At 54.0% G+C, this 25,906-nt stretch carries 23 protein-coding genes; 7 read left to right on the forward strand and 16 right to left on the reverse strand.

Features of this window, described 5'->3' with window-relative positions; genetic code table 11:
• Positions 1 to 14: 14 nt before the first annotated feature.
• Complete coding sequence (gene pbpG / locus ACMGG3_RS11065) at positions 15 to 938, reverse strand: D-alanyl-D-alanine endopeptidase (protein ID WP_014170890.1); 924 nt, start codon at positions 936 to 938, stop codon at positions 15 to 17.
• A 167-nt stretch (positions 939 to 1,105) separates the two neighbouring features.
• Positions 1,106 to 1,693, reverse strand: a complete 588-nt coding sequence (locus tag ACMGG3_RS11070) for a Yip1 family protein (RefSeq protein ID WP_148576202.1) — start codon at positions 1,691 to 1,693, stop codon at positions 1,106 to 1,108.
• Between the two features lie 157 nt (positions 1,694 to 1,850).
• Here ACMGG3_RS11070 and ACMGG3_RS11075 point away from each other — a divergent pair, with 157 nt between their 5' ends.
• Positions 1,851 to 2,423 carry a DedA family protein gene (locus ACMGG3_RS11075; protein WP_163326619.1) on the forward strand — a complete coding sequence of 191 codons (573 nt, stop codon included), beginning with the start codon at positions 1,851 to 1,853 and terminating at the stop codon, positions 2,421 to 2,423.
• A 42-nt stretch (positions 2,424 to 2,465) separates the two neighbouring features.
• On the opposite strand, the gene ACMGG3_RS11080 is transcribed toward ACMGG3_RS11075, so the two are convergent.
• The 7 genes from ACMGG3_RS11080 to dusC form a co-directional block, all read right to left on the reverse strand.
• Positions 2,466 to 3,230, reverse strand: coding sequence for an SDR family oxidoreductase (locus ACMGG3_RS11080; protein WP_414149895.1), 765 nt, complete (start codon positions 3,228 to 3,230; stop codon positions 2,466 to 2,468).
• Positions 3,231 to 3,280: 50 nt separating this feature from the next.
• Positions 3,281 to 4,690, reverse strand: a complete 1,410-nt coding sequence (gene mdtQ / locus ACMGG3_RS11085; protein ID WP_079231860.1) for a multidrug resistance outer membrane protein MdtQ — start codon at positions 4,688 to 4,690, stop codon at positions 3,281 to 3,283.
• A 325-nt stretch (positions 4,691 to 5,015) separates the two neighbouring features.
• Positions 5,016 to 6,410, reverse strand: a complete 1,395-nt coding sequence (locus ACMGG3_RS11090; RefSeq protein WP_371005759.1) for a glycoside hydrolase family 1 protein — start codon at positions 6,408 to 6,410, stop codon at positions 5,016 to 5,018.
• Positions 6,411 to 6,422: 12 nt separating this feature from the next.
• Positions 6,423 to 8,276: a PTS beta-glucoside transporter subunit IIABC gene (gene bglF / locus ACMGG3_RS11095; protein WP_414149896.1), complete on the reverse strand. Its 1,854-nt coding sequence runs from the start codon at positions 8,274 to 8,276 to the stop codon at positions 6,423 to 6,425.
• A gap of 136 nt (positions 8,277 to 8,412) precedes the next feature.
• Positions 8,413 to 9,246 (reverse strand): BglG family transcription antiterminator LicT, encoded by an 834-nt coding sequence (gene licT / locus ACMGG3_RS11100; protein WP_414149897.1) that lies wholly within the window; start codon positions 9,244 to 9,246, stop codon positions 8,413 to 8,415.
• A gap of 166 nt (positions 9,247 to 9,412) precedes the next feature.
• Positions 9,413 to 10,768, reverse strand: coding sequence for a carbohydrate porin (locus ACMGG3_RS11105; RefSeq protein WP_414149916.1), 1,356 nt, complete (start codon positions 10,766 to 10,768; stop codon positions 9,413 to 9,415).
• Between the two features lie 314 nt (positions 10,769 to 11,082).
• Complete coding sequence (dusC, locus tag ACMGG3_RS11110; RefSeq protein WP_040017989.1) at positions 11,083 to 12,015, reverse strand: tRNA dihydrouridine(16) synthase DusC; 933 nt, start codon at positions 12,013 to 12,015, stop codon at positions 11,083 to 11,085.
• A 194-nt stretch (positions 12,016 to 12,209) separates the two neighbouring features.
• On the opposite strand from dusC, the gene ACMGG3_RS11115 reads away from it, so the two are divergent.
• The 5 genes from ACMGG3_RS11115 (at position 12,210) to ACMGG3_RS11135 (ending at position 16,671) form a co-directional block, all read left to right on the forward strand.
• Positions 12,210 to 12,608, forward strand: a complete 399-nt coding sequence (locus ACMGG3_RS11115) for a CidA/LrgA family protein (protein WP_020883202.1) — start codon at positions 12,210 to 12,212, stop codon at positions 12,606 to 12,608.
• Entirely contained in the window at positions 12,605 to 13,300 is a 696-nt protein-coding gene (locus ACMGG3_RS11120) for a CidB/LrgB family autolysis modulator (RefSeq protein WP_014170901.1), read from the forward strand. The genes ACMGG3_RS11115 and ACMGG3_RS11120 overlap by 4 nt, the downstream gene beginning before the upstream one ends.
• Positions 13,301 to 13,429: 129 nt before the next feature.
• Positions 13,430 to 14,314, forward strand: a complete 885-nt coding sequence (cdd, locus tag ACMGG3_RS11125) for a cytidine deaminase (RefSeq protein WP_414149898.1) — start codon at positions 13,430 to 13,432, stop codon at positions 14,312 to 14,314.
• A gap of 127 nt (positions 14,315 to 14,441) precedes the next feature.
• Positions 14,442 to 15,161, forward strand: a complete 720-nt coding sequence (sanA, locus tag ACMGG3_RS11130) for an outer membrane permeability protein SanA (protein ID WP_014170903.1) — start codon at positions 14,442 to 14,444, stop codon at positions 15,159 to 15,161.
• A gap of 121 nt (positions 15,162 to 15,282) precedes the next feature.
• Positions 15,283 to 16,671: a glutamine synthetase family protein gene (locus ACMGG3_RS11135; protein WP_414149917.1), complete on the forward strand. Its 1,389-nt coding sequence runs from the start codon at positions 15,283 to 15,285 to the stop codon at positions 16,669 to 16,671.
• Positions 16,672 to 16,720: 49 nt separating this feature from the next.
• Here ACMGG3_RS11135 and mglC read toward each other — a convergent pair whose 3' ends face one another.
• The 7 genes from mglC to ACMGG3_RS11170 all read right to left on the reverse strand — a co-directional run bounded on the left by mglC (position 16,721) and on the right by ACMGG3_RS11170 (position 24,914).
• Positions 16,721 to 17,731 carry a galactose/methyl galactoside ABC transporter permease MglC gene (gene mglC, locus ACMGG3_RS11140; RefSeq protein ID WP_014170905.1) on the reverse strand — a complete coding sequence of 337 codons (1,011 nt, stop codon included), beginning with the start codon at positions 17,729 to 17,731 and terminating at the stop codon, positions 16,721 to 16,723.
• A gap of 15 nt (positions 17,732 to 17,746) precedes the next feature.
• Positions 17,747 to 19,267, reverse strand: coding sequence for a galactose/methyl galactoside ABC transporter ATP-binding protein MglA (mglA, locus tag ACMGG3_RS11145; RefSeq protein WP_414149899.1), 1,521 nt, complete (start codon positions 19,265 to 19,267; stop codon positions 17,747 to 17,749).
• Positions 19,268 to 19,346: 79 nt separating this feature from the next.
• Positions 19,347 to 20,345: a galactose/glucose ABC transporter substrate-binding protein MglB gene (mglB, locus tag ACMGG3_RS11150; RefSeq protein ID WP_014170907.1), complete on the reverse strand. Its 999-nt coding sequence runs from the start codon at positions 20,343 to 20,345 to the stop codon at positions 19,347 to 19,349.
• 295 nt (positions 20,346 to 20,640) lie between these two features.
• A complete protein-coding gene (galS, locus tag ACMGG3_RS11155; protein ID WP_020883196.1) occupies positions 20,641 to 21,663 on the reverse strand; it encodes an HTH-type transcriptional regulator GalS in 1,023 nt (340 codons plus the stop codon).
• A gap of 155 nt (positions 21,664 to 21,818) precedes the next feature.
• Complete coding sequence (gene yeiB / locus ACMGG3_RS11160; protein ID WP_348571595.1) at positions 21,819 to 22,976, reverse strand: DUF418 domain-containing protein YeiB; 1,158 nt, start codon at positions 22,974 to 22,976, stop codon at positions 21,819 to 21,821.
• Positions 22,977 to 22,994: 18 nt separating this feature from the next.
• Positions 22,995 to 23,663, reverse strand: coding sequence for a GTP cyclohydrolase I FolE (gene folE, locus ACMGG3_RS11165; RefSeq protein WP_020883194.1), 669 nt, complete (start codon positions 23,661 to 23,663; stop codon positions 22,995 to 22,997).
• A gap of 102 nt (positions 23,664 to 23,765) precedes the next feature.
• Positions 23,766 to 24,914 carry a YbfB/YjiJ family MFS transporter gene (locus ACMGG3_RS11170; protein ID WP_032678574.1) on the reverse strand — a complete coding sequence of 383 codons (1,149 nt, stop codon included), beginning with the start codon at positions 24,912 to 24,914 and terminating at the stop codon, positions 23,766 to 23,768.
• A 138-nt stretch (positions 24,915 to 25,052) separates the two neighbouring features.
• On the opposite strand from ACMGG3_RS11170, the gene fghA reads away from it, so the two are divergent.
• A complete protein-coding gene (gene fghA, locus ACMGG3_RS11175; RefSeq protein ID WP_014170912.1) occupies positions 25,053 to 25,889 on the forward strand; it encodes an S-formylglutathione hydrolase in 837 nt (278 codons plus the stop codon).
• Positions 25,890 to 25,906: the final 17 nt, after the last annotated feature.

Raw genomic sequence — 25,906 nt, forward strand, 5'->3', positions numbered from 1 at the left:
ATCTGCAGTCCGGCTCAGTCGTTCTGGGCGGTTGCCATCTGCTCTGCTTTCTGCTTTTTGTAGGTCAACGCCGCGGCCGGTACCGGCTGCACTTTCCCCGTCTCAATCCAGGTACGAAGTCGGCTTGCATCCGCGAAGTGGGTGTATTTACCAAAGGCATCCATCACCACCAGCGCCACCGGTTTACCGTTGAATACGGTACGCATCACCAGGCAGTGTCCCGCCGCGTTGGTAAACCCGGTTTTCGTTAACTGAATATTCCAGTTATCCCGGTACACCAGATGGTTAGTATTACGGAACGGCAGCGAATAGGCCGGGTTCGCAAAGGTCGCCATCTCTTCACGGGTCGTACTGAGCTGACCAATCAGCGGGTACTGTTTGCTGGCAATTAGCAGTTTTGTCAGGTCGCGGGCCGTGGAGACGTTGTGAATCGACAGGCCAGTCGGCTCGACGTAACGGGTATTGGTCATCCCCAGCGATTTGGCTTTTGCGTTCATCGCACGAATAAATGCGTCGTAGCCACCCGGATAGTGGTGGGCCAGGCTCGCCGCCGCGCGGTTTTCAGAAGACATCAGCGCCAACAGCAACATGTTTTTACGGCTGATTTCGCTGTTCAGTCGCACGCGGGAGTAGATCCCTTTCATCTCCGGCGTATGGCTGATATCCACTTTCAGTTTTTCGTCCAGCGGCAGATGTGCATCAAGCACCACCATCGCGGTCATTAATTTGGTAATCGAGGCGATCGGGCGTACCAGATCCGGATGGCTGGCGTAAATCACCTTATTGGTGTTGAGATCAACAATCATCGCACTGCCGGAAGCGATTTGCGGCTGGGCAGCAGCGGTGGTCACGGCGGGCGTTTTGGCGATCGCTGGCGCGGCAGCGGACGCTCCCAGCAACAGGGCCAGGCTAAGTAAAGAGACTCGGAATTTCAGCATGGTGAGACTTCTGATAATTATTCACGCACGTTATGACGTACACCGCCTGTGTCGATGGAGAAACGCAGGCTGGCTTCGGCATCATAGCGGTCACCGGGCTTTGTCGCCAGAGGATAATCGTGAACAGATGCTGCATTGCTGGCATTTACGCCAGCAATGCAGAGAGCCTAGAAGAGACGGTATCCATAACCCCACAGAATAACCGTCAGAGCCAGTAGCGCTTCCAGCACCAGCACGCCGATAGCGAGCGTTGAACTGGAGAAGCTCAGGCCCTCTTCTTTATTGATATTGAGGAAGGTTGGTACCCCCACATACAGCAGATAACCGGTGTAAAAGAGGGCAATAGTACCGATCAGCGCGCACAACCAGACCAGTGGATACAGCGCCACAATACCGCTTAAGAACAGCGGGGTCGCGACATACCCGGCGAAAACCATACAGTGTGCCAGCGATGGACGTTGCGGATAGTTACGCGCCATCCAGTGAATGACACGCCCCATGACAGCCACACCCGCCAGCATCAGGCCATAAAAGAGAATGGCCAGTGAAAGACCGGTAAACCAGGAAAGCTGAACCACGGTGCCATCACCAAAGTTCCAGCCGATTTGTGTTGTGCCAATAAACGCGCAGATTACAGGCACCGCTGCCATCAGCAGCACATGATGCGTGTAATGATGCGAGACCGTTTCGTTCTCCGTTTTGATGACATGCATTTCACGATCGGGATGGGAGAAAAGTCCCCAGACATGGTTCATAACGCCCCCTTGTTGTCGGCCCGTCAGCGATATCTTAAGTATAATGCAGGCCTGAGATTATTTTATGTACAGTGGGAAATTTCCGTTGATTGCCCCGTTATTGATTCATGGGGTATATGATTAAACGAGGCATAATAAGGGAGATGACATTGACGTAATGGATATCAACAGTCTTATTGAACACTATGGATACGCTGCACTGGTCGTTGGCAGCGTGGCGGAAGGAGAAACCATCACGCTGCTCGGCGGGGTGGCCGCGCATCAGGGGTTACTCAAATTCCCGCTTGTTGTTGTCGCAGTCGCACTCGGCGGGATGATTGGCGATCAGCTGCTCTACTTTCTGGGACTGCGCTTTGGCCCCATGCTTTTGAAGCGCTTTTCAAAGCACCGCAAGAAAATTCACCGTGCCCAACGGCTTATCCAGCGTCACCCTTACCTGTTCGTAATTGGCACCCGTTTTATGTACGGCTTTCGGATTATCGGCCCAATACTGATTGGCGCCAGCCATTTACCGCCGAAAATTTTCCTGCCGCTGAATATTCTTGGCGCGATTGCCTGGGCCCTGATCTTTACCACGCTCGGTTATGTGGGTGGAGAAGTGATTGGTCCGTGGCTGCATAATGTTGACCAGCATCTGAAGCACTGGGCATGGGTTATCCTGATTGTCGTGGTGGTGATTGCGGTCCGGCTGTGGCTGAAGCATCGGGAAAAGACGCGGGATGAAGAGTAAGTGCAATGGCGCCCTCTCGCAGAAAGAGAGGGCGAAAAGTTTCTACCCGGCGGGCTTAAATTGCGGATTCGCCAGCATAAAACCGCCGTCGACAATAAATGATTGTCCGGTAGCATAGCTGGCGTCACCGTCACACAGCCACGCCACCAGGCTGGCAATCTCTTTGGTATGCCCCGGCCGCGCGAGCGGGATCGCGGGCATCGAACCGGCCTTCACTTCACTGTCGTCCATATCATTCATTGGCGTGGCAATGGCACCTGGCGCAACGGCATTCACCTGGATGTTATGCTCGACCAGCTCCAGCGCCATGGATTTGGTTAATCCGCCCAGGGCATGCTTGGCCGCCGTATACGCACTGGCATCCGGTAAAGGCGTGTGTTCATGCACCGAGGTAATGTTCACAATTCGCCCCCCCTCTCCCTGCTTCACCATCTGACGCGCAGCGATCTGTGAACAGAGAAACGCGCCATCCACGTCAACGGTAAAAATCCCCCGCCACTCCTCAAACGGCATGTCGAGAAACGGCGCTTTGGTCATCGCCCCGGCATTGTTGACCAGCACGTCCAGCCGACCAAAGCGCGTAATTAACGTTTCAATGGCCTGCGCCCCCTGCGGGAGAGTGCTTAAATCAAGTTGAACCGCCTCTGCACGCCGGCCCTTCGCCTCGACTTCGCGGCAGGTTTCCAGCGCACCTTTTTCGTCGGAATGCCAGGTGACGCCGATATCAAACCCTCGTTCAGCCAGCATCAGGGCCGTGGTTTTCCCAATCCCTGAATCCGATGCGGTAACAATCGCGACTTTGGTCATACTCACCTCCAGAAAAGCTGCAAAGAGGTAAGTATAGATAATCGCACTTTTTAGCCCTGATGATAGCCGCCGCCCAGCGCCGAGGTCAGCTGCAGCGTGGCGTCAACGTACTGGCCTTTGAGCATCACCCCGGTGAGCTGCTCCCTGAGGGCCGGTATTCTGGCCTCACTCACGCGGGAGCCGGCGATAATGCCGGCGCGAAAGCGGGCCTGAGCCAGTGCAACAACGCGGGCAGCCTCTTTTTCGACACGCTGCTGGTGCTGGTTTTTTGCGGTCAGTGTTTCGACTTCGCTGGCCGTGCGCGCCACCTGATTCACCGCATCCACCACCGCTTTGTTATAACGCGCGACGGAGAGATTGTTCTGCGCCTGGGCAATATCCAGTTCGGCGTTTAGCCTGCCGCTGTCGAAAATGGGCAGCGTCAGCCCGGCGGTGACGCCCATCTGCTGCGCAGAAGAGCGGAACAAATCGCTCAGGTGCAGGGCATCCTGCTGTAAGAAAGCCATCAGATTCACATCGGGATAGAAGGCTGCTCTGGCGGCCTCAACGTCACTCATGGAGGCCTCGATATACCAGCGAGCCTCCTGCAAATCCGGTCGACGTGCCAGCAGTTCATACCCCAGCGTGGCCGGGAGCGAGGCTTCTACTGTGGGTAAGGCGTGGCGTGTAAGCGTCACTGAGGAGGTGTTCGTCAGGGCGCTCAGACGCGCCTCAACGGCTTTCATTTTTCCGTTCACTTCTGCCAGCTGCTCGTCAGTTTTGCTGGCGTTGATGTCGGTCTCGACGCCCTCAACGGAAGAGGTGATCCCATGCTGATACAGTTCGCGGTCGGCTGCAATAATCGTGTCCTGCTGGTGTTTAATCTCCGTGAGGACATCCCCCACCGCGGCCTGGGTTTGCCACGCCCAGTAAAGACGTGCGACGCTGCTGGCAAGCAGTTGCCGGGTTTGCTCAAGCTCCGCTTTTTGCGCGTTTACCCGGCCAATTCGGGCTTCAACCCGTGCACGATTTTTCCCCCACAAATCGAGATCCCAGCCCGCGCTCAGACCAAAAGTACCGTTGGTGTACCACGGTCCGGTGGTTCCCGCCGCCGGATCGGTTATCGCAAAGGGCCCCATCAGCCCCTCGGCTGACATTTTTTGCCGTTCAGCATCCGCTGAGAAATCAATTTCCGGCCCCCCGGCGGCCAGGGTGGCTTTTGCCTGCGCTTCCGCCAGCGTGATGCGCTGACGGGCAATTTGCATATCCGGCGCATCGTTCAGCGCCTTCGCAATCAGCGAATTGAGTTCAGGATCGTTATACGTTTTCCACCATGCATCTTTCGGCCACGCGGTATGGCTCAGCGTAGTATTCACCGCAGCCGTTGTTGATTGCATATTTACAGGGGAAACCGAGGCATGTTCCGGCGCGCAGGCCACCAGAATAAAAACCAGGGGAATACTCAGAGATAAAGGTTTCATTACGCCATTCACGCGAAAAATAAAGGCGCAACTTACGCCAGACGTCGCTCTTTTTTTTAGTAACGCGTGGCAACCCGCAATTTGTCATACATTTTCATACTCAGAAAATTATTCATCACAAGAATGAATTAAATGAGTGAATTCATCTTCATTATAAATTCACTGCTACACTTACTTTCGACAAACAGACGCAGGAGAAACGAATGAAAATATTACTGTGGGTTATTTTAATTATATTTCTGATAGGGCTGCTGGTGGTAACCGGTGTATTCAAGATGATTTTCTGATTTCATTGCCCGGCTCAGCGCCGGGCAAATTCACATCATTATGCTTTCAGGGAAGCGCCTTTTGTGGCAATAACCTCTTTATACCAGTAGAAGCTTTTCTTACGACTGCGCGCTAACGTCCCTTTTCCACTGTCATCACGATCGACATAAATAAAGCCATAGCGTTTTGAGAGTTCTGCTTTAGACGCACTGACCAGATCGATCGGCCCCCAACTGGTGTAACCCATTACCTCCACACCATCTTCAATGGCTTCACGCACCTGTACCAAGTGGTCGTTAAGGTAGCTGATGCGGTAATCATCCTGCACTACGCCGTCAGCATCCGGCGTGTCTTTCGCGCCCAGACCGTTTTCCACGATAAATAGCGGCTTCTGATAGCGATCCCAGAGCACGTTCAGCAGGGTACGCAGGCCGACAGGGTCAATCTGCCAGCCCCACTCGGAACTAGCCAGATGCGGGTTAGGTACCATGCTAAGGATATTGCCCCGAGCCTGCTCATTAAGCGCCTCATCCGCGGTGACACATCCCGTCATGTAGTAACTGAACGAGATAAAATCGACGGTCGATTTCAGCGCCTCACGATCGGCATCGGTGATATCAATCTGGATATCGTTATCGCGGAAGAAGCGCTGCATATACCCCGGATAAACACCACGGCACTGCACATCGCCAAAGAATTGCCAGGCGCGGTTTTCCTGCAGTGTTTCCAGGACATCTTCCGGCTTGCAGGTCAGCGGATACATCAGACCGCCCAGCAACATGTTGCCAATCCGGGCGTCTGCAATGATCTCATGGCAGGCTTTCACTGCCAGCGCGCTAGCCACCAGTTGATGATGGATAGCCTGATACACCTCACCTTTGCTGCTGGTTTCCGGCAGGCCGACGCCGGTCATCGGTGCATGCAGAGACATATTGATCTCATTGAACGTCAGCCACAGCTTTACCTTCGTTTTGTAGCGCGTAAATACGGTACGGGCATAGCGCTCAAAGAACCCAATGGTCTGACGACTGGCCCAGCCTCCGTACTGCTTCACCAACCCCCACGGCATTTCGTAATGCGACAGTGTGACAAGCGGCGTGATGTTGTGCGCGGCCAGTTCGTCAAACAGTTTGTCGTAAAAAGCCAGCCCCGCTTCGTTAGGGTGCTGCTCGTCGCCGTTCGGGAAAATGCGTGTCCAGGCAATGGAAACGCGCAGGCAGCTAAAGCCCATCTCGGCGAACAGTTTGATGTCCTCGGGGTATCGATGATAGAAATCAATCGCGATATCCTTGATGCCGCTGTCGCCCTCGACGCGCTCAACCACCGGGCCAAAAACTCCCTGCGGCTGGACGTCAGAGGTGGACAACCCTTTACCGTCTTCCCGATAAGCGCCTTCTACCTGATTCGCGGCAACCGCACCGCCCCATAAAAAATCATCCGGGAAAGTCTTCATTCCATTCTCCTGTTATTGATGGTTTACGCTGAGTAACGGTGCTCCCGCATTCACGGAGGTTGCCGCCACGGTCACCACTTCGCGGTACTCGTCGCTATTACTGATAATAATCGGGGTCGCCAGGTCGTATCCGGCATCGATAATCGCCTGACGATCAAACTCCAGCAGCAGATCCCCCGGCTGTACCTTGTCCCCCACCTTCACATGTGCAGTAAATGGCTTGCCGTCGAGCTTCACGGTGTCGATACCTACGTGGATTAACACTTCAATACCGTTTTCACTGAGCAGGCCGATGGCGTGTTTGGTCTGGAAAAGCGAAGCTACAACGCCAGCAAAAGGGGAAACCACTTTGTTATCTGAAGGAATAATGGCAACCCCGCTGCCCAGCAGGCCGCTGGCAAAAGTGGTATCCGGCACGTGATCGAGCGCCAGAACGGTACCGGTCATCGGGGATAACACGTCATTTTCCCCGACCGACACTGCAGACTCAGGCATTGTGCGCCCCGGCATACCGGCCACCAGCGTCAGGCCACAGCTCAGTACCAGCGCAACCACCGTACCAATAACGCCGCCCCACAGCGTGGCATTCACCCCAGCCGGCGGGATCATTTGTGCGATGGTAAAGATATTCGCGAAGCCGAAGGAATAAACGTGGGTATCGCTGAAGCCGACAATCGCCCCGCCGATAGCACCAGCGACACAACCAAAGATAAACGGACGGCGCAGCGGCAGGTTTACGCCATACACGGCTGGCTCGGTGATGCCAAAGATCCCGGCCGTGACGGATGAGCCTGCCAGCATTTTCTGACGGGCATCGTGGGTACGCAGGAAAATGCCCAGCGCCGCACCCACCTGACCAAATACTGCTGGCAGCAACATGGGCAGCATCGAGTCATGCCCCAGTACCGCCAGGTTATTAATCATCAGCGGCACCAGCCCCCAGTGCAGGCCAAAAATTACGCATACCTGCCACAGTGCCCCCATTGCCGCCCCCGCCAGCCACGGTGCCAGCACATAAATCCCCTGATAGCTGTTCGCCAGTATCTGACTCAGCCAGGTCGCCAGCGGACCAATGACCAGGAACGTCAGTGGAACAGTAACGCCTAAACAGATCAGCGGAGCGAAGAAGTTTTTCATCGATGATGGCAGCCACCTGGTGCTCTGCTTTTCCAGCCAGCAGCTTACCCACGAAGCGAGAATAATCGGGATCACCGACGTGCTGTAGTTGAACCAGGTAACCGGAATACCAAGAAAGGCTTCCGATACCGCCCCCGGCTGTTGGCTCGCATTAAAGGCGGCGATCATCATCGGATGGGTAAGCGCCCCGCCGATCACCATGGTAATAAACGGGTTGCCGCCGAATTTTTTCCCGGCCGTATAGCCCAGCACCAGCGGGAAGAAGAAGAACAGCGCGTCGCTTGCGGCAAACCAGATTTTATAGGTGCCACTTTCAGTCGTGAGCCAGCCGCAAACTACGGCCAGCGCAAGCAGCCCTTTTAAAATACCGGAAGCAGCCAGGATGCCAATAAACGGCGTGAAGATCCCGGAAACAATGTCGATCAGACGGCCCAGCAGGTTGCCTTTTTCCGTCTTATCGTCCACCACAGGGGTATCATCTGTCAGCCCTGCTTCCTTACGTACCGCCAGCCACACATCATGCACATGGTTACCAATCACGACCTGAAACTGACCGCCGCTTTCGACTACCATGATCACCCCCGGGTTTTTCTTTAACCCTTCCGCATCCGCTTTTTGATTCTCTTTCAGTTTGAAGCGAAGCCGGGTGGCGCAGTGAACAAGGCTGACGATGTTCGCTTTCCCGCCAACGTGCCCGAGAATATCCTGTGCTAAAGCCTGGTATTCCATCTCGATTTCCTTACATCCGATGCCCGAAGGCACCTGTTGACTGAGTACAAAATAAAAAAACCCGAGAACGGTCTTTTTTCAAAGACCGCACCCGGGTTTTGCCTGCATTATGCAGTAACAATCCCATTGTTGAGGCTTAGCGCCCCTCTTTTCTTACTCGCTCAATATGAATCGCGAGGAACATAATTTCTTCGGTTGTCAGCTCACGCTGATAGCTCTTATTCAGATGCTGCGCGATTTTCTCTGCGCATTTCCAGGCTTTCGCGTAATTGTCCTTTACCGCCGTATGCAACGAAACATCATCATCTTCTACCACGGTGCGGGTAAGCATCCGCTGAGCAAAAAATTTCAGATGGGTGACAAAACGCTGATAACTGAGCGACTCTTCGTCATACTCAAGTTGTAGCTGATACTTCACCAGTTGCAGGATCTCCTGCATCACCCGCGTCACGTGCATCACTTCCGGCATTTCGCTATTCAGTTGCGCCGTCACCAGATGCAGCGCGATAAACCCAGCTTCATCCTCCTCGAGTTCAACATTCAGGCGTTTGGCGATAATGGCCCGCGCCTCCTGCCCTAATTCGAACTCCTTCGGATAGAGACGTTTAATATCCCACAGCAGCACATTTTTGATTGCCAGCCCTTTCTTTTGGCGTTCAATCGCAAAGTAGCAGTGGTCCGTTAAGGTGATATACAAACTGTCCTGCAGTTTCCCCAGCCGCTGCGCTGCCTGCCCAATAATGCAGTCACAGGTGGTCATCACCTCAAGCGGGATCTGGCTCAGCAGCTCTCCGAGTCGACGCATCAACTCATCGCTTTGTAATGCAAACACCTTTTCAATAAGCGCGGTATCCAGTTCATCACCGACGCGTTTCTGGAACCCCAGCCCACGCCCCATCACGACCTGTTCACATCCGCGATCATCCTGAACAACCACCACATTATTATTAAGAATTTTGGCGATTTTCATCGGAACCCCAGAAACAAAAAAACCTGACCTCCGGCAGATGCCAGAAAATCAGGTTTTGCCTGCCTAAGCAGTAACAATCCAGTTCTGGCACTCTATCAGTTTCATTCGTAGCCTCAATATGTCACGAGTAAGAAACGTGACGCAGATCGAACTTGAGACGGTGATCTCAGAAGGTCACCACCGTTTTCAGCTCGGTTACCCAGGCATCCTGCGTGCGGGAAACCCCACCAGGATGGTGCCAGTATTGAATGCCCGGCTGTAGCTCCAGCCATGACAGCGGACGAAAGCGATAGTAGAACTCACCGTTCAGCGAATGGTCCGGCACAGGATGGTACGCCGGATCGTTATAATCGGAAGCCCCGCTCAGGCTGTTCAGGTAACGTTGGTTGCGTGCGTACTGGCTGCTCATATCAATCCAGGTCAGACCGAAGCCAATCCAGTCTTGTGGACGCGCATCAAACAACCCACGGTATCGCAGTGAGGCAGCGTATACCTGGTGCATAGAGTTCGTGCGTTGATCGGCAAGACTCATGCTGAAAGAGGCGCTCAACCCACGATTCGGATCATTTTGATGTTGGGTCAGTTGCTGGTTTAGCCCGGCATACATAAACCAGGTGCGGTTGTGCTTATCAAATCCATCCGGGTCGCTCGCACCCGCCCCACCGGATTTACCCCTGTAAAGATCGGTTTGCGGCGCATTGGTAAACACTACGCCCAGATTGTACGCGCCCGGCAGACCGTTGATATGCGGACGCGCTTCGATTTCAACCGGGAGTAATATTCCTTTACTGCCCTTTGTTGACCAGCTCCAGGCATGACTACGGCTTGACGCGTCCGGGTTTTGCTCCATCACACCGCCTTTTATGGTCAGCGTGGGCGTTACTTTATACGCTAGCGTGGAGCCCCAGGTATGCACGTTCCAGTTGTTCCAGGTCAGTGAGTTGGCAGATTTCCCGCCGCACTGCGAGAGCAACTGGAAGTCACACGGAATGATTTGATCAAAGGTTTGCACTTTGTTCATCATCCCGATGCGCCAGGTCAGACGCCGATCGTCAAAACTGCGGGCAAAGGTGAGCCAGCCCAGGCGGGTAATGGACTGCCCTCCCCAGCTTTCCTGGGTCAGGTCGTTGAAGTTAACGCGCGGATCCTGAACACGCCTGGTGGTAAGATCGTCATTGTGATTACGGTTGACGATATTTCCTTCGATCCGCGCATCCGGCACGCCTGTCCAGCGCTCCAGATCCTGATTAAAGGTCAGCGCAAACTGATCAATATACGCCACGTGAGAATCATGGTTATAGCCGCCACCTCCGTTCCAGGCGATTTCGTTCAGATAGCCCAGATTATAAGTAAACCCGTTATCGTTAATGATCTTGCGGATGCCGCCCATATCGCCCAGGAGAGGGTCCGGTGGCGCTTCAAAACCTAACACCGTTCCATTCCATTCCTGTGCCCCTGATAAAGGGGGGAATGTTATTAAGGCGAGCGCGCACAGTGTAGTGTGTATATTTTTATATGCCATCATAACAACCTGTGAGTGAGTATTGAGTGCGTAAGCCGTCGCAGGAAAATTCTCTTTTCCTGTCGCGATTTAATTATTTATTTCAGTGAAAGACGTCAGTAAAAATTGTTAAGCCAAATTTCTCTCCTGCGTAAATGACAGGCAAAAAAAAAACCTAAGCGCTCCACAGCGATACGTGCTGTGAAACGCTTAGGTTTTGCCTGTTAACCAGTAACAATCCTGCGTTGAATACAGTGGCACCTTAACATCGTGGCGTCACATTGAAAACCTGCTTTGTTTTATATTTTAAAAAAGTGTGAGCAAATTAACGATTATTATTTGGACTGAATCACCCGTGCAATATCAGCGGAAGTCTGCAGCGTGCGGATCTCCTGAAATAACCCCAGTGCTTCACTGTACTCTTTGCGTAAATAACTGAGCCACTGCTTAATTCGCGCGACGTGATATAACCCGGTATCACCCTGTTTTTCGAGGCGACTGTATTTTTTCAGCAGCGTGACCACATCAGCCCACGGCATACGTGGTTCGTTATATTTAATCACCCGGCTGAGGTTTGGTACGTTAAGCGCGCCGCGGCCAATCATCACCGCATCGCAGCCAGTCTCTTTCAGGCACGCCTGCGCGCTTTCGTAATCCCAGATTTCCCCGTTGGCAATAACGGGAATGGTGAGTCTTTTGCGGATCTCGCCAATCGCCTGCCAGTTAATACGTTCGGCTTTGTAGCCATCTTCTTTGGTGCGGCCATGCACCACCAGCTCAGTGGCCCCGGCCTGCTGCACGGCATCGGCAATCTCAAATTGCCGCGCGTCGCTGTCCCATCCCAGACGCACCTTTACCGTCACCGGCAGATGCGACGGTACAGCCTCACGCATGGCTTTTGCACCACGGTAAATCAGCTCCGGATCTTTCAGCAAGGTGGCGCCGCCGCCGCTGCCATTCACCAGTTTTGATGGGCAACCGCAGTTGAGGTCAACCCCAAAGGAACCAAGCTCTACGGCACGGGCCGCGTTCTCCGCCAGCCATTCGGGATACTGACCCAGTAGCTGAATGCGCACCAGCGTGCCGGAAGAGGTGCGGCTCTGATGATGCAGTTCCGGGCAAAGGCGATAGAATGATTTTACTGGCAACAACATATCGACCACGCGCAAAAACTCCGTCACGCAGAGATCGTAGTCGTTCACCTCGGTCAGAAGCTCGCGCACGAGAGAGTCGAGCACGCCTTCCATTGGGGCCAGTAAAACACGCATAGCAGTACCTGTGAAAAAAGACGCGCTATAGTAGCCGCTCTCCCGGCATGAGGAAAGCCCGGCGGTTAACCCGGTGAGGTTATACCAGACGTTCCATTTCGGAATGTCTGGTATGCTCAAAATTCATGATGTGATCCGTGGCACATTTTTAGGTTTAATTGTATGATGAATGAGTTTCATCAAGGACTTTCACCATGAGAAAATCATTGAACATTATCTGGCAATATCTTCGCGCATTCGTCCTGATTTACGCCTGCCTGTATGCCGGAATCTTTATCGCATCCCTGCTTCCCATCACCATTCCTGGCAGCATCATCGGAATGTTGATCCTCTTTGTTTTGCTGGCGTTGCAAATTTTGCCTGCCAGATGGGTTAACCCTGGCTGCTTTGTCCTTATTCGCTATATGGCGCTGCTGTTCGTGCCTATCGGCGTCGGGGTTATGCAGTATTTTGATTTGCTCCAGGCGCAGTTCGGACCCATTGTGGTGTCCTGCGCGGTCAGTACGTTGGTGGTTTTCCTGGTAGTAAGCTGGAGTTCGCATCTGGTGCATGGCGAACGTAAAGTGGTTGGGCAGAAAGGAACAAAACAATGATGGCCAATATCTGGTGGTCGCTGCCGTTAACGCTGGCAGTGTTCTTCGCCGCACGCAAACTCGCCGCACGTTTCAAAATGCCGTTACTTAATCCGCTGCTGGTGGCGATGGTGGTGATTATCCCGTTCCTGCTTCTCACCGGCATTCCTTATGAACGCTACTTTGCCGGCAGCAAAATTTTGAACGACCTTCTGCAGCCCGCCGTGGTGGCGCTCGCCTTTCCTTTATATGAGCAATTGCACCAGATCCGCGCCCGCTGGAAATCCATCATTACCATCTGTTTTGTCGGGAGCCTGGTGGCGATGATCACCGGCACCTCGGTGGCGCTGTTGATGGGCGCGTCTCCGCAAATTGCGGCCTCTATTCTGCCTAAGTCGGTCACCACGCCTATCGCGATGGCCGTGGGCGGCAGCCTGGGGGGGATTCCGGCCATCAGCGCCATGTGTGTGATATTCGTGGGGATCCTCGGCGCGGTCTTTGGACATACCCTGCTGAATGCGATGCGTATCCATACCAAAGCGGCACGAGGTCTGGCGATGGGTACCGCGTCGCACGCCCTGGGCACCGCGCGCTGCGCTGAACTGGATTATCAGGAAGGGGCGTTTAGCTCACTCGCACTGGTGATCTGCGGGATTATCACCTCCCTGCTCGCACCGTTTATTTTCCCGCTGATTGTGGCGGTCATGGGTTAAAATTTGCGATGCGTCGCGCAAATTTCATTTTGTTTTCATAAGTTGCATACATAATGAGAAGTGGATCACATATAAAGCCCCAGCGGCTCCGTAAACTACCGATCCATTAACCTTTATGAGGCAAACGCCATGCATCCACGTTTTCAAGCTGCTTTCGCCCAGCTTGCAGAGAATGTGCAATCAGCTCTGGCCCCGATTCTGGCGGATGAGCATTTCCCGGCCCTGCTGACGGCTGAACACGTCACGGCACTGAAAGAAGCCACAGGGCTGGACGACGACGCGCTGGCCTTCGCGCTGCTGCCGCTGGCGGCAGCCTGCGCCCGCGCCGATCTCTCTCATTTCAACGTCGGTGCGATTGCACGCGGCGTAAGCGGAACCTGGTACTTCGGTGGCAACATGGAGTTCCTGGGCGCGACCATGCAGCAGACCGTTCACGCGGAACAAAGCGCCATCAGCCACGCCTGGCTGCGCGGTGAACAAGCGCTGAGCGCCATTACCGTTAACTACACCCCTTGCGGCCACTGCCGCCAGTTCATGAACGAGCTGAACAGCGGGCTGGAGTTACGCATCAATCTGCCAGGCCGTGCGCCGCATACCCTTGGGGATTACCTGCCTGACGCGTTTGGTCCGAAAGATCTCGACATCAAAACGCTGCTGATGGATGAACAGGATCACGGTTTTGCTCTTTCCGGTGATGCGCTGAGCGAAGCCGCGATTCGTGCGGCGAACAAGAGCCACACGCCATACAGTCACTCCCCAAGCGGTGTGGCGCTGCAGTGTCGTGATGGTCGCATCTTCACCGGCAGCTATGCCGAAAACGCCGCCTTTAACCCGACGCTGCCACCGCTTCAGGGCGCCCTGAATTTGCTGAGCCTCAATGGCTATGACTACCCGGACATTCAGCGCGCTATTCTGGCAGAGAAAGCCGACGCGCCGTTGATCCAGTGGGATGCCACCGGCGCAACGCTGAAAGCGCTCGGCTGCTCAACTATTGACCGTGTTTTGCTTGCGTAATGCTTCCGGCGGGCAGAAATGCCCGCCGCTTTGCTGAAAAACCCCTCAGTTGATTCGCTGTTTCTTGCGCTAACCAGGCGGGTAAAGTAGCCTGAGTTAAATTTCACCTTCGGTACGAGCCATCTGCATGTTAAAGCGCGCTTTTTACAGCCTGTCTGTCCTGGTCGGCATACTGCTGTTGATCGTGCTGGGTCTTGATCGCTGGATGAGCTGGAAAACGGCTCCGTATATCTTTGACGACCTGCAGGACCTGCCCTATCGTCAGGTCGGCGTTGTGCTGGGTACCGCCAAGTATTACCGCACCGGGGTGATTAATCAGTATTACCGTTACCGCATTCAGGGCGCGCTGAACGCGTATAACAGCGGCAAAGTGAATTACCTGCTGCTGAGCGGCGATAATGCGCTGCAAAGCTATAACGAACCGGTCACCATGCGCAAAGACCTGATTGCCGCTGGCGTCGATCCGGCCGATATTGTGCTCGACTACGCCGGGTTCCGTACTCTGGATTCCATCGTGCGTACGCGCAAGGTGTTCGACACCAACGATTTCATCATCATTACCCAACGCTTCCACTGCGAACGGGCGCTGTTTATCGCACTGCATATGGGTATTCAGGCGCAGTGCTACGCCGTGCCGTCGCCTAAAGATATGCTGAGCGTCCGCGTACGTGAGTTTGGCGCGCGTTTTGGCGCTCTGGCCGATCTGTACATCTTCAAACGTGAACCGCGCTTTTTAGGCCCGCTGGTACCCATTCCGGCGATGCATGAAGTGCCGGAAGATGCGCAGGGCTACCCGGCCGTCACGCCAGAACAACTGCTTGATATGCAGAAAAAAGAGAAAAAATAGCCTCGCCTTTATACTTTCTTTATACCGGGCATAACGCTTTTTATCCCGCCTTTACGCCGCCCCTTTTAAGCTGAGTTCACTGCCGCTACGGCTTCATTGAAGAATGACTATGAACTCAATAATGAATGCGTTTTTCCTGAAAAATATCCGCCCTTATTTTAACTTCCCGGGTTTATCACTCCCGACGGCACTCAATGCTGGCCTCTGGCTTGATGACAAACTTGATGCCATGCAGCACAACGTCTCGCTGGAAGTGGCGGATTACCTGGAACGTTACCCGCAGACGAAACATATTGACGTTTACCTGAACGATATCAATGGCATTATGCGCGGCAAGCGGCTCTCGGTGGAAAACATGCTGAATCTGGAAAAAGGCTGTTACTTCCCCCTCTCCGTCTACTCCATGGACCATAAAGGCAAAATAGCCGCCCCGCTTGATGATGAGCCCGACCGGCTCTGCGTTCCCGTCGGCGGTTCCCTGCGCCCCTGTTCGCAAGACCCTCAGCATAACGCGCAGATCCTGCTGACCATGAAAGAGAGCGACGGCAAACCGTGCCCGCTTGAGCCAAGGGTGATATTGCAAAACGTTCTGGCTCGTTTCCATCAGCACGGGCTCTTCCCGGTGATTGCCCCGGAAATTGAGTTTTATCTGACCGGACGCGGCACGCAGGATCCACAAAATCAGGGCTGCTTTCATATGGATACCTCAACGGCACACGCGGCGCTGTTTGACGAGCTGGAGCAGCTGGCGCACCTGCAGCGTATCCCCCTGACCGGGATCGTGGCCGAGGCCGAATCCGGCCAGTTCGAGTTAAACCTGAAGCATAGCCATCGCGTCGTTGAAGTCTGCGATAACGTGCTGGCCCTGCGACGCCTGACCCGCTACGTTGCGGAGAAACAGGGTCTGCAGGCCAACTTTATGGCCAAACCGTTCAGCCAGCAGTCCGGCAGCGGTTTGCACTTCCATTTCAGCCTGAACGATATTCATGGCGAAAACGTATTCGCGTCACCGGTAGAAGCGCTGAACAGCATGATGCGCCTCTGCATCGCTGGCCAGCTGGCGCTGATGCCCGCCTCCATCGCCATTCTCGCCCCTGGCGTTAACGCATTCCGCCGCCTGCGTAAAAACCTCACGGAACCGCTATTTAACTCCTGGGGCTATAACACCCGCTCCGCCGCGCTGCGTATTCCCTGCTCTGATGACCATAACCGGCGTATTGAGTACCGGCTGGCCGGGGCTGATGCCAATCCGTATCTGGTGGCGGCAACGCTTCTGAGCGGAATGCTGTACGGGCTGGAAAATTTTGACGAGCAGGATTTACCTGAACCTCAGCAGGACGGGCCGGATCTGCCGCTGTTTCAGCAGGAGGCGATCGAGACATTTGCACGCTGTCAGTATCTTACCGACAGCCTGGGAGAGGCTTTTTCTCAACAGTGGGTTGCCTGCAAACTCTCCGAGCTCGACTGGTTCGAGAGCATCGTCACCCGGGAGGAGTCGAGTCTGGCATGAAGCACAAAAAAGCCCGCTCGATGAGCGGGCCAGGTAATGCCAGAGGCGATTATTTTTTACGCGCGTATTTGAGTGAATCCAGGGCGACCGCAAAGATGATGATGCCGCCTTTGATGATGTACTGCCAGTACGGGTTCACGCCGATGTAGGTCAGACCGTAGTTGATTACGGTAAAGATGATGACACCGGTTACCACGCCGAACACGGTACCCACGCCGCCGCTAAAGGAGACGCCGCCGACCACACAGGCTGCGATCGCATCCAGTTCGTACATGAAGCCCAGGTTGTTCGTTGCAGAGCCGATACGGCCCGCTTCCAGCATCCCACCAAAGGCGTAGAACACACCTGACAGGGCGTAGATCATCAGCAGGTTCAGGGCAACGTTGACGCCGGACACTTTCGCCGCTTCCGGGTTACCGCCGATAGCGAAGATGTTTTTACCGAAGCGGGTTTTGTTCCACAGGATCCAGACAAAAGCGACGGCAATCAGGGCGTAGAAGGTAATGTACGACAGGCGGAAACTGCCCAGCGCGATAAACCCTTGCGTAAAGGTCGAGAACCCGCTGTCGAAGCCAGAGATTGGCGACGCCCCCACGAAGTCGTAGTACAGGGAGTTGATACCGTAAACGATGATCATCGTACCTAAGGTAGTGATAAATGGCGTCACGTTAAGGTAAGCGATAATGATGCCGTTAATCAGACCAATCACTGCGCCGATCGCACAGACAATCAGGATCACCACGAAAATGGGCATGGTCGCCATTTCCGGGAACACCTTGTTGGCGTTTTCCATCGACTGCAGCAGCGTTGCCGCGATAACCGCCGCGAGGCCAACCTGACGTCCCGCTGACAGGTCAGTCCCCTGCGTCACGATAAGTCCCGCCACGCCCAGCGCGATAATAATGCGCACGGAGGACTGGGTCAGGATGTTACTGAGGTTCAACAGGCTTAAGAACGTAGGGTCCTGGAAAATGATGATAGCCAGCAGTACTAAAAGAACAACGTAAATACCGCCTTCTTTCAGGTAAGTGAGAAAACTTTTTTTATTTAACGCACTCATGAGGAGCCCCTGATCTTAAAGGTGCAAAGACGCAAGACGCAAAATTTCGTTTTGCGTTGTCGTTTTGGTGTCAACAATACCGGCAACGAGACCATTGCTCATAACCAGAATACGATCTGTGATCCCTAACAATTCCGGCATTTCGGAAGAAATAATAATGATCCCTTTATTCTTTTTCGCCAGCTCGGCAATCAGCTGATAAATCTCAAACTTCGCGCCGACGTCAATACCGCGGGTCGGTTCATCCAGCATCAGGATTTCTGGCTGGGTTAATAACCAACGACCAATAATGACCTTCTGCTGGTTACCGCCTGACAGCGAACCAATTTGCGTGCGGTGACCTGGCGTTTTGACGCGCATGGAGTCAATCACCCACTGGGTATCGCTCTTCATGCGGGAGTTATCCAGCAGCCCGACTTTGTTTTTATAGTTGCGAATATTGGAAATTAACGAGTTAAAGTTAATATCCAGATACGCATAAATACCGGTCGAACGACGCTCTTCCGTGACCAGCGCAAAACCATTATTAATGGCTTCGTTGGCGCTGTGGTTATTGATTTTCTTACCGTGCAGCGTGATGCTGCCCGCGGCTTTCTCACGAATACCGAACAGGGTTTCGACAATATCAGTACGTTTTGCCCCGACCAGACCTGCGATACCGAGAATTTCGCCTTTATGCAGGTCAAAAGAGACGTCGCGAATAGACGGCTGACGCAGCGAGGTGAGATTGCGAACCTCAAGGATCACTTCACCCGGCTTGTTCTCTTTGTCCGGGAAGCGCTGGTTCAGAGAGCGCCCCACCATCATGGCGATGATCTTGTCCATATCCAGCCCTTCGAGAGGCTGGGTGGCAATCCACTGGCCGTCGCGCAGGATGGTAATCTCATCACACAGCTGGAAGATCTCTTCCATTTTGTGAGAGATATAAACAATGCCGCAGCCGCGGTCTTTGAGCTTACGAATAATGGTAAAAAGGTGGTTAACCTCTTTTTCCGTTAATGACGATGTCGGTTCGTCCATGATGACGATTTTCGCATCATAGGAGAACGCTTTGGCAATTTCGATCATCTGCATTTGGGATACGGATAACGTTCCCACGCGGGCGCGCGGATCGATATCAATATCCAGTTCATCGAAAATCGCTTTGGTGTCGCGATACATTTTATCCTGATCGACAAAGACACCTTTGGTCGGATAACGGCCCAGCCACATGTTATCCATAACAGAACGCTGCAGCACCAGGTTTAATTCCTGGTGAACCATTGAGATACCGTTTTCCAGTGCTTCTTTTGCTGAATGGAAATCGATCTCTTTCCCCTGAAAAAGAATGCTGCCAGAATCTTTTTGATAGATCCCAAAAAGACATTTTAATAATGTTGATTTACCTGCGCCGTTCTCCCCCATTAATGCATGAATAGAGTGAGGACGAACTTTTAAATTAACATTATCGAGTGCCTTAACCCCGGGAAATGACTTGTTGATAGCGCTCATTTCCAACAAGTATTCACCAGATGACTGAGTATTTGTGCTGACCATAATTATACCTTGTTGGCCTCGCATATCGCGTTATAAAAGGGCGCAACAAGTTGCGCCCAGTGAAGACAATTCAAATAACTTATTTACCGATAAACTCAGCCAGGTTGGACTGGTCTACGCCGACGTAAGGTACGCGAACGATTTTGTTTTCAATTTTCCAGGTCGTACCGTCTGCCGCACCTTTGCCATCGGCCAGGTTTTTCGCCAGATCGAAGGTTGCTTTCGCCTGGTTGTTGGCATCGTTCAGCACGGTACCGGCCATTGCACCGGATTTCACCAGGGCCAGAGCTTCTGGCAGTGCATCCACACCGAACACAGGAATGGCTGATTTGTTGTGCGCTTTCAGCGCTTCTACCGCACCCATAGCCATCGCATCGTTGTTGGCAATTACCACTTCGATTTTGTTAGCGTTCGGGCCGGACAGCCACGCGTCCATCTTATCTTTCGCCTGAGCGGTATCCCACATCGCGGTATCTAATGCCAGCTGCTGGGTTTTCAGGCCCTTATCATTCAGCTCTTTGATAACGTAAGTGGTACGGGCTTCAGCATCCGGATGGCCTGGTTCGCCTTTCAGCAGCACGAACTGGATCTGGCCGTCTTTGTTCAGGTCCCAGTTCGGGTTCGCCGCCCAGTGTTTAGCGATCAGATCGCCCTGAATAATGCCGGACTCTTTGGAGTCAGTACCGACGTAAAACGCTTTGTCATAGCTGTCCAGCGCTTTACGGGAAGGTTCTTTGTTGAAGAAGACAATCGGCACATTCTGGCCGCGCGCTTTTTCAATGACCGTGCCTGCCGCAGCGGGGTCAACCAGGTTGATGGCCAGTGCCTTCACGCCTTTTGCCAGCAGAACGTCGATCTGGTCGTTCTGTTTGGACTGGTCGTTCTGGGAGTCATTCATCAGCAGCTGAACATCTGGCGCTGCTTTAGCATCTTTCTCGATAGCTTTACGGACAACAGACATGAAGTTGTCGTCGTATTTATAGATGGTCACACCAATACGGGTATCCGCAGCGTGCGCTGCTGCACCAAAAAGCATGCTTGCCATTACAGCAGACAGGGTCAACACCTTCTTATTCATGGTATCTCCGGTTTTTTTTATGCAGGGTAGTTCTTGTGAATAACGATCGGCAGGCAGGTGTTAATGAAACGTTACTGACAGCCGAAGTTCACTTATAAAATTTCTATCTTCCGTGTTCGGTAACGCTCCAGAAATGCGTTTTATTCGTTGTTTGCGGCACATTGGCTATGGTGAAAGTGATTAATCACTGTTACATAGCGTTTCAGCCCCTAAAACGCTGACATCATAGTCAGCGCCTTGTTAAGATACTGTGAATTTACTCACAGATTGAAAACGGTTACATCAGCTGATGTAATCAGTTAGTGATCGGAACCACAATTTGCCGGGCAGCGACAGAATGTCGACGCACTAAAGTCGGCATGAAACAGTGTGTTGCGCCCGGATCCAGCAGCCCTGCCGCCCCCTGTAACGCCAGCTCAGTGGCCAGTTTGGCCATAGAGGCAATGGGGTAACGCACGGTGGTCAGTTGCGGGTCGGTGTAACGGGCAATGGGAATATCATCAAAACCAATCAACGATAAATGCTGTGGCACCGCAATGCCGTTATCCTTCAGCGCAGTCAGCGCCCCGGCCGCCATGTTATCGTTATAGGCAAACACGGCAGACAGCTGCAGATTACGGCCCAGCAACTCCACCATCGCCGCCTCCCCGCCCTGCATATCCGGCGTTCCGGTTCCGACCCAGCTTTCAGACGGCGTAATACCCTGTTCTTTAAGGGCGTTTTGCCAGCCTTCGCGCCGCAGCTCATCATCTTCAATATGATGGCTGGAGGCCAAAAAACCGATCCGCTGATGCCCGTTGTTGATGAGCATTTTGGTGGCCATCATCGCCCCGCTGACGTTATCCAGCCCGACGCAGCGGTGGGCATACCCTGGCACAATACGGTTAATCAGCACCATGCCCGGGATTTGCTCCATAAACCCGGAAATCTCGTCATCGCTTAAGGCTTTTGAGTGCACAATCAGTGCGTTACAACGCTGGCGGATCAGCACTTCAATCGCATGACGCTCTTTTTCAGCCTCGTGATAGCTGTTGCCAATCAGCACGTATTTCTGATGCTGCTGAGCGACAACGTCTACCGCTTTAACCAGCGCACCGAAAAAGGCATCAGAGACATCCATCACCACCACGCCAATGGTATCGCTGACCTGCGTGGCAAGCGCCTGCGCATTGGCATTAGGGCGATAACCCAGCTGGGTCACGGCTTTCATTACGGTTTCGCGGGTGTCAGGGCTGACCAGCGCGCTGTTGTTCAGCACGCGTGAGACGGTAGCCACAGAAACACCCGCCTGACGGGCGACGTCACGAATGGTGATCATATTCACCATCCTTCAAAGGATTGCAGCAACTCACAGACACCCCCTGTGTTTAGCAAGGTGGCTATTTTGGCAGCGAGAGAAAGGGGACTACGTGAAGAAGCTCACACAGATGAAAACGTTTACATCCGTTTTGTTAATGATTGTGATCCAGATCGTTATCTGGATGTATTTCTCAATGATACCCCTGAAGCATGTGCGGTTAACTGACGCCACACCCACTCCAGCGGCCCCTGGCGGAAATAACGTAGCCAGAGAACAGAAAACGCCAGGTTAACCATCCAGACCGGGATAACAAACGCCAGCAGCGAAAGCCGGTCGAATTTCATAAACAGGCCAAACCGATAGAAAATCGTGGTGCATATCAGCGTCTGCAGAATGTAATTGCTGAGGGCCATACGGCCTACGCAGGCAATGGCACTGACAATCCATGCGCGACACATTTGTGGCCAGAAGCCGTAAATGAGTGCCGCATAGCCAATCGTCTGAAAGGGCGCGCTCAGCTCGCGCGGGACCTGAAGCAGAAACGCACACCAACGGTAGTTCCAGTGAAGATGCCATTGCAAGATCACTGCCGGCAGATTAATCAGCACGCCGAGAAGAATTAACCCGGCTCCCGTCAGGCGATAGTGGCGAAGGGAAAACTCCCCTTTCAGCCAGCCGGTACGCATCAGTGATGCCCCCATCAGCATCATCCCTGCCAGCTGCCAGCCATACTGCGCCCCCAGCGCCAGCAGGTTATCGCCAAGCATATCCGCACGGTTGCTTATCGCTTCCGTGCCTCCTTTCAGCTTCCAGTACTGCTCGTACTGAAGGTTGGCGGCATCGGGGATCCATGAACGGTTTGCCGCATCACCGGAGATTATCCCCAGCAGTAACAGCACACCAAGGCCCATGACGTAAAGCATCACGCCCGTGTTAAACAGGCTTTTTACGCTGTGCGCATCGCGAATGAGCCGCCAGCAAATCAGCCCGACTAAGCCATAGGCGAGAAGAATGTCGCCATCCCAGAAGAACAGCCCGTGAATAAAGCCGAGGATCACCAGCAATGTCAGACGCGACTGGATCCAGCGCGTACCGCGCCTGAGCAGTAGCTGCAGGCCCGCGCCAAACAGCAGGGCAAACAGGGTGAGGAATTTGACCTGGGCAAAGAGATCGAGGATGGCCCACGTCCAGGCATCGCTGCGGGTAATGTCGCCATACCACGCAGGATTGAGATACGCCGCCTTCGGCAAGCCGAAGGCGCTGATGTTAAGCAGCAGGATACCGAGAATAGCGACGCCTCGAACAAAATCGAGCGTGACGTTTCGCTCCATGTAGCCTGCCCTGTCAGATTAGTTGTGGTGACGCACGGCGCGCAGAAACTCCTGGCGGGTGTTCTGGCTGGATTTAAACAGACCGCCCAGCGACGTCGTGGTGGTCGCACTGGTGGCATCACGCACGCCGCGCGCTTTCACACAGTAGTGAACGGCGTCGATAGATACTGCCACGTTATTGGTGCCCAGCAGCGTTTGCAGCGCGGTCAGGATCTGCTGCGTCAGACGCTCCTGCACCTGTGGACGCTGAGCAAAGAACTGCACGATGCGGTTGATCTTCGACAGACCAATCACCGTATCTTTAGGAATATAAGCCACGGTCGCTTTACCGTCGATGGTCACGAAGTGGTGTTCGCAGGTACTGGTTAACGTGATATCACGTACCGTTACCATCTCATCCACCTTCATCTTGTTTTCAATGACGGTGATTTTCGGGAAATTGGCGTAATCCAGGCCGGAGAAAATTTCGTCAACGTACATTTTTGCGATACGGTGCGGCGTCTCCATCAGACTGTCGTCGCTCAGATCGAGATTCAGCAGTTGCATGATCTCGGTCATATGCCCAGCAATCAGATGCTTACGGGTTTCATTGTCCAGTTCCTGAACGGGTGGACGCAGTGGCGTTTCAAGACCACGCGCAACCAGAGCTTCGTGAACCAGGGCTGCTTCTTTACTGAGTGATGGCATTCTTTTCTCCTGCAGGTGTGGCGTCTTTTGCCCTCGTTGTGGCAAAAGTGTGCGCTCATTGTGCGTGAGGCGGCGCACATAATCCAGTATTCACGACGATAATTATTGCAATTGCTGTTGCCTTTCGGCCTGACGATCCCAGACCAGTGCGCCGCCGATGAACAGCGCGACGCCCGCCAGCCCCAGCGCAGGCTCCAGTCGGTGCGTGAGCCACGTCGACAACGCCGACGTTACCGGGCCAATCAACTGACCGATGGCATAACCGGTAGTAAGCAGTCCCGCCATGTAGCGCGTGTGATCTGGTGCCAGTTCGCGCCCATAAAGTAAAGAGAGCTGAACGGCACACAAGAACCCGCCCCCAACGAGCAAGCCGCCGGTCAGTAACCCGCCAATCCCCGGCAGCAGCCAGGCTGCCAGTACGCCGGCCCCCTGCAACCACAATACGATAGCCAGCCTGCGGTTTGAGGTTGAGGTGTGGCGTAAAACGATGCTGAGCGCAATGCCCGCCACGGCGGCAATACCGAATATCGGCCAGACAAACTGGGCAAACAGACTGCCGGGAAAACGCACGGCCGCCATTTGCGATAAAAAGGTCGCCGGAAGGATATAGCCAAACCCGGCCAGGCTGTAGCTCCAGACCAGGCGCTTTAAATTCTTCGTCAGGACGAGCGGTTCCGGTGCGCTGCCCGGCCGGTGAAGTTGACCCGCCCGCGGCAGATACCGGGCCACCAGCGCGATAAGCACCAGCGCCAGCACGCCGTAGATTTGCCATGCTGCACCGGCGGAGAGCGCCTTAGCCTGGATATAGACGGCGAGCAGCCCGCTGAGCGCAATACCTGCACCCGGCCCGGCAAATACCGCGGCGCTGAGACCCGGTTTCCCCAGTTGTCCCAGCCGCTCGTTGGTCCAGGCGGCAATCAGCACCATCGACCAGCCGCTCATGCAGCCAATCACAAAGCGCAGCAGGCCATGTACCACGGCGTTATCGGCCGCAGCGGAAAGCAGCGTCAGCGCAACCGCACCAAAAATACCCAACCAGAGGCGTGTTTCAACGAAGCGGTGCGCACGCATTGCATCCCATGCTCCCACCAGATAGCCCAGATAGTTCATCGCCGCCACCAGGCCCGCGCTGGTGAGCGTGAGTTGCCCGGCAGCAATCATTAGCGGCACCTGAGGGGTAAAAGCAAAGCGCCCTATCCCCATCGCTACCACCAGAACCACAAACCCACTGAGCGCGATACGCAGCGCCATGACCGCTCCAATTGTTAAAGAAAAGTTAATTTATGATGCCGCATCTTACCGTCCTGCGAAAGTGAAAGTTACTCACAGGTAAATGAAAACTCTGTATTATGGGCCGAATGAATAGCAATTCGTATTAAGGAGCCCTGCATGGAACTGCTCGAAGAGCATCGTTGTTTTGAAGGTCGACAGCAGCGCTGGCGACACGACTCCAGCGTACTGAACTGTGCCATGACGTTCAGCATTTTTTTGCCGCCAACTGAAACGGGCGTAAAGCCACCCGTGCTGTTCTGGCTGTCCGGTTTAACCTGTACCGACGAAAACTTCACCACCAAAGCGGGCGCGCAGCGTATTGCGGCTGAACTGGGGATTGCGCTGGTCATGCCTGACACCAGCCCGCGTGGCGATGATGTCGCCGATGATGCCGGGTACGATCTGGGCAAAGGCGCCGGATTCTACCTGAACGCGACAGAGCAGCCCTGGGCACGTCATTACCGCATGTATGATTACATTCGTGACGAACTGCCTGCGCTGGTTCAGGCCGAATTTGAGGTAAGCGACCGCTGCGCCATTAGCGGACACTCCATGGGTGGACACGGCGCGTTGATAATGGCGCTGAAAAATCCGGGAAAATACACCAGCGTGTCGGCATTTGCCCCGATTGTGAACCCCACCCAGGTGCCATGGGGTCAGAAAGCCTTCACCCATTATCTGGGCAGTGACACGGATAAATGGCAGGCGTGGGACAGCTGTGCGCTGATGCTGGCCAGCAACACGGGGGACGCCATCCCGACGCTGATCGATCAGGGCGATGCGGATCAGTTCCTCGCCGGTCAGCTACAACCTGCGGTGCTGGCCGAAGCGGCACGCCAGAAGGACTGGCCGCTGACGCTGCGTATCCAGCCAGGGTATGACCACAGCTATTACTTTATGGCGTCATTTATTGAAGATCATCTCCGCTTCCATGCGGCGCATCTGTTTAAGTAAGTTCCTCCCTCCTTGCC

Origin of the sequence: Enterobacter sp. BNK-18 (genome assembly GCF_047456135.1) — a bacterium.
GTDB classification, from domain to species: domain Bacteria; phylum Pseudomonadota; class Gammaproteobacteria; order Enterobacterales; family Enterobacteriaceae; genus Enterobacter; species Enterobacter ludwigii.

Excerpts from the sequence above, each read along its gene's own strand:
- sanA (WP_014170903.1), top strand. The coding sequence starts at position 14,442 with ATGTTAAAGCGCGCTTTTTACAGCCTGTCTGTCCTGGTCGGCATACTG.
- mglC (WP_014170905.1), bottom strand. The coding sequence starts at position 17,731 with ATGAGTGCGTTAAATAAAAAAAGTTTTCTCACTTACCTGAAAGAAGGC.
- mglB (WP_014170907.1), bottom strand. The coding sequence starts at position 20,345 with ATGAATAAGAAGGTGTTGACCCTGTCTGCTGTAATGGCAAGCATGCTT.
- mglA (WP_414149899.1), bottom strand. The coding sequence starts at position 19,267 with ATGGTCAGCACAAATACTCAGTCATCTGGTGAATACTTGTTGGAAATG.
- dusC (WP_040017989.1), bottom strand. The coding sequence starts at position 12,015 with ATGCGTGTTTTACTGGCCCCAATGGAAGGCGTGCTCGACTCTCTCGTG.
- bglF (WP_414149896.1), bottom strand. The coding sequence starts at position 8,276 with ATGGAATACCAGGCTTTAGCACAGGATATTCTCGGGCACGTTGGCGGG.
- ACMGG3_RS11120 (WP_014170901.1), top strand. The coding sequence starts at position 12,605 with ATGATGGCCAATATCTGGTGGTCGCTGCCGTTAACGCTGGCAGTGTTC.
- ACMGG3_RS11080 (WP_414149895.1), bottom strand. The coding sequence starts at position 3,230 with ATGACCAAAGTCGCGATTGTTACCGCATCGGATTCAGGGATTGGGAAA.
- ACMGG3_RS11075 (WP_163326619.1), top strand. The coding sequence starts at position 1,851 with ATGGATATCAACAGTCTTATTGAACACTATGGATACGCTGCACTGGTC.
- galS (WP_020883196.1), bottom strand. The coding sequence starts at position 21,663 with ATGATCACCATTCGTGACGTCGCCCGTCAGGCGGGTGTTTCTGTGGCT.
- fghA (WP_014170912.1), top strand. The coding sequence starts at position 25,053 with ATGGAACTGCTCGAAGAGCATCGTTGTTTTGAAGGTCGACAGCAGCGC.
- licT (WP_414149897.1), bottom strand. The coding sequence starts at position 9,246 with ATGAAAATCGCCAAAATTCTTAATAATAATGTGGTGGTTGTTCAGGAT.
- mdtQ (WP_079231860.1), bottom strand. The coding sequence starts at position 4,690 with ATGAAACCTTTATCTCTGAGTATTCCCCTGGTTTTTATTCTGGTGGCC.
- ACMGG3_RS11170 (WP_032678574.1), bottom strand. The coding sequence starts at position 24,914 with ATGGCGCTGCGTATCGCGCTCAGTGGGTTTGTGGTTCTGGTGGTAGCG.
- ACMGG3_RS11135 (WP_414149917.1), top strand. The coding sequence starts at position 15,283 with ATGAATGCGTTTTTCCTGAAAAATATCCGCCCTTATTTTAACTTCCCG.
- cdd (WP_414149898.1), top strand. The coding sequence starts at position 13,430 with ATGCATCCACGTTTTCAAGCTGCTTTCGCCCAGCTTGCAGAGAATGTG.
- ACMGG3_RS11105 (WP_414149916.1), bottom strand. The coding sequence starts at position 10,768 with ATGGCATATAAAAATATACACACTACACTGTGCGCGCTCGCCTTAATA.
- ACMGG3_RS11090 (WP_371005759.1), bottom strand. The coding sequence starts at position 6,410 with ATGAAGACTTTCCCGGATGATTTTTTATGGGGCGGTGCGGTTGCCGCG.
- ACMGG3_RS11115 (WP_020883202.1), top strand. The coding sequence starts at position 12,210 with ATGAGAAAATCATTGAACATTATCTGGCAATATCTTCGCGCATTCGTC.
- folE (WP_020883194.1), bottom strand. The coding sequence starts at position 23,663 with ATGCCATCACTCAGTAAAGAAGCAGCCCTGGTTCACGAAGCTCTGGTT.
- ACMGG3_RS11070 (WP_148576202.1), bottom strand. The coding sequence starts at position 1,693 with ATGAACCATGTCTGGGGACTTTTCTCCCATCCCGATCGTGAAATGCAT.
- pbpG (WP_014170890.1), bottom strand. The coding sequence starts at position 938 with ATGCTGAAATTCCGAGTCTCTTTACTTAGCCTGGCCCTGTTGCTGGGA.
- yeiB (WP_348571595.1), bottom strand. The coding sequence starts at position 22,976 with ATGGAGCGAAACGTCACGCTCGATTTTGTTCGAGGCGTCGCTATTCTC.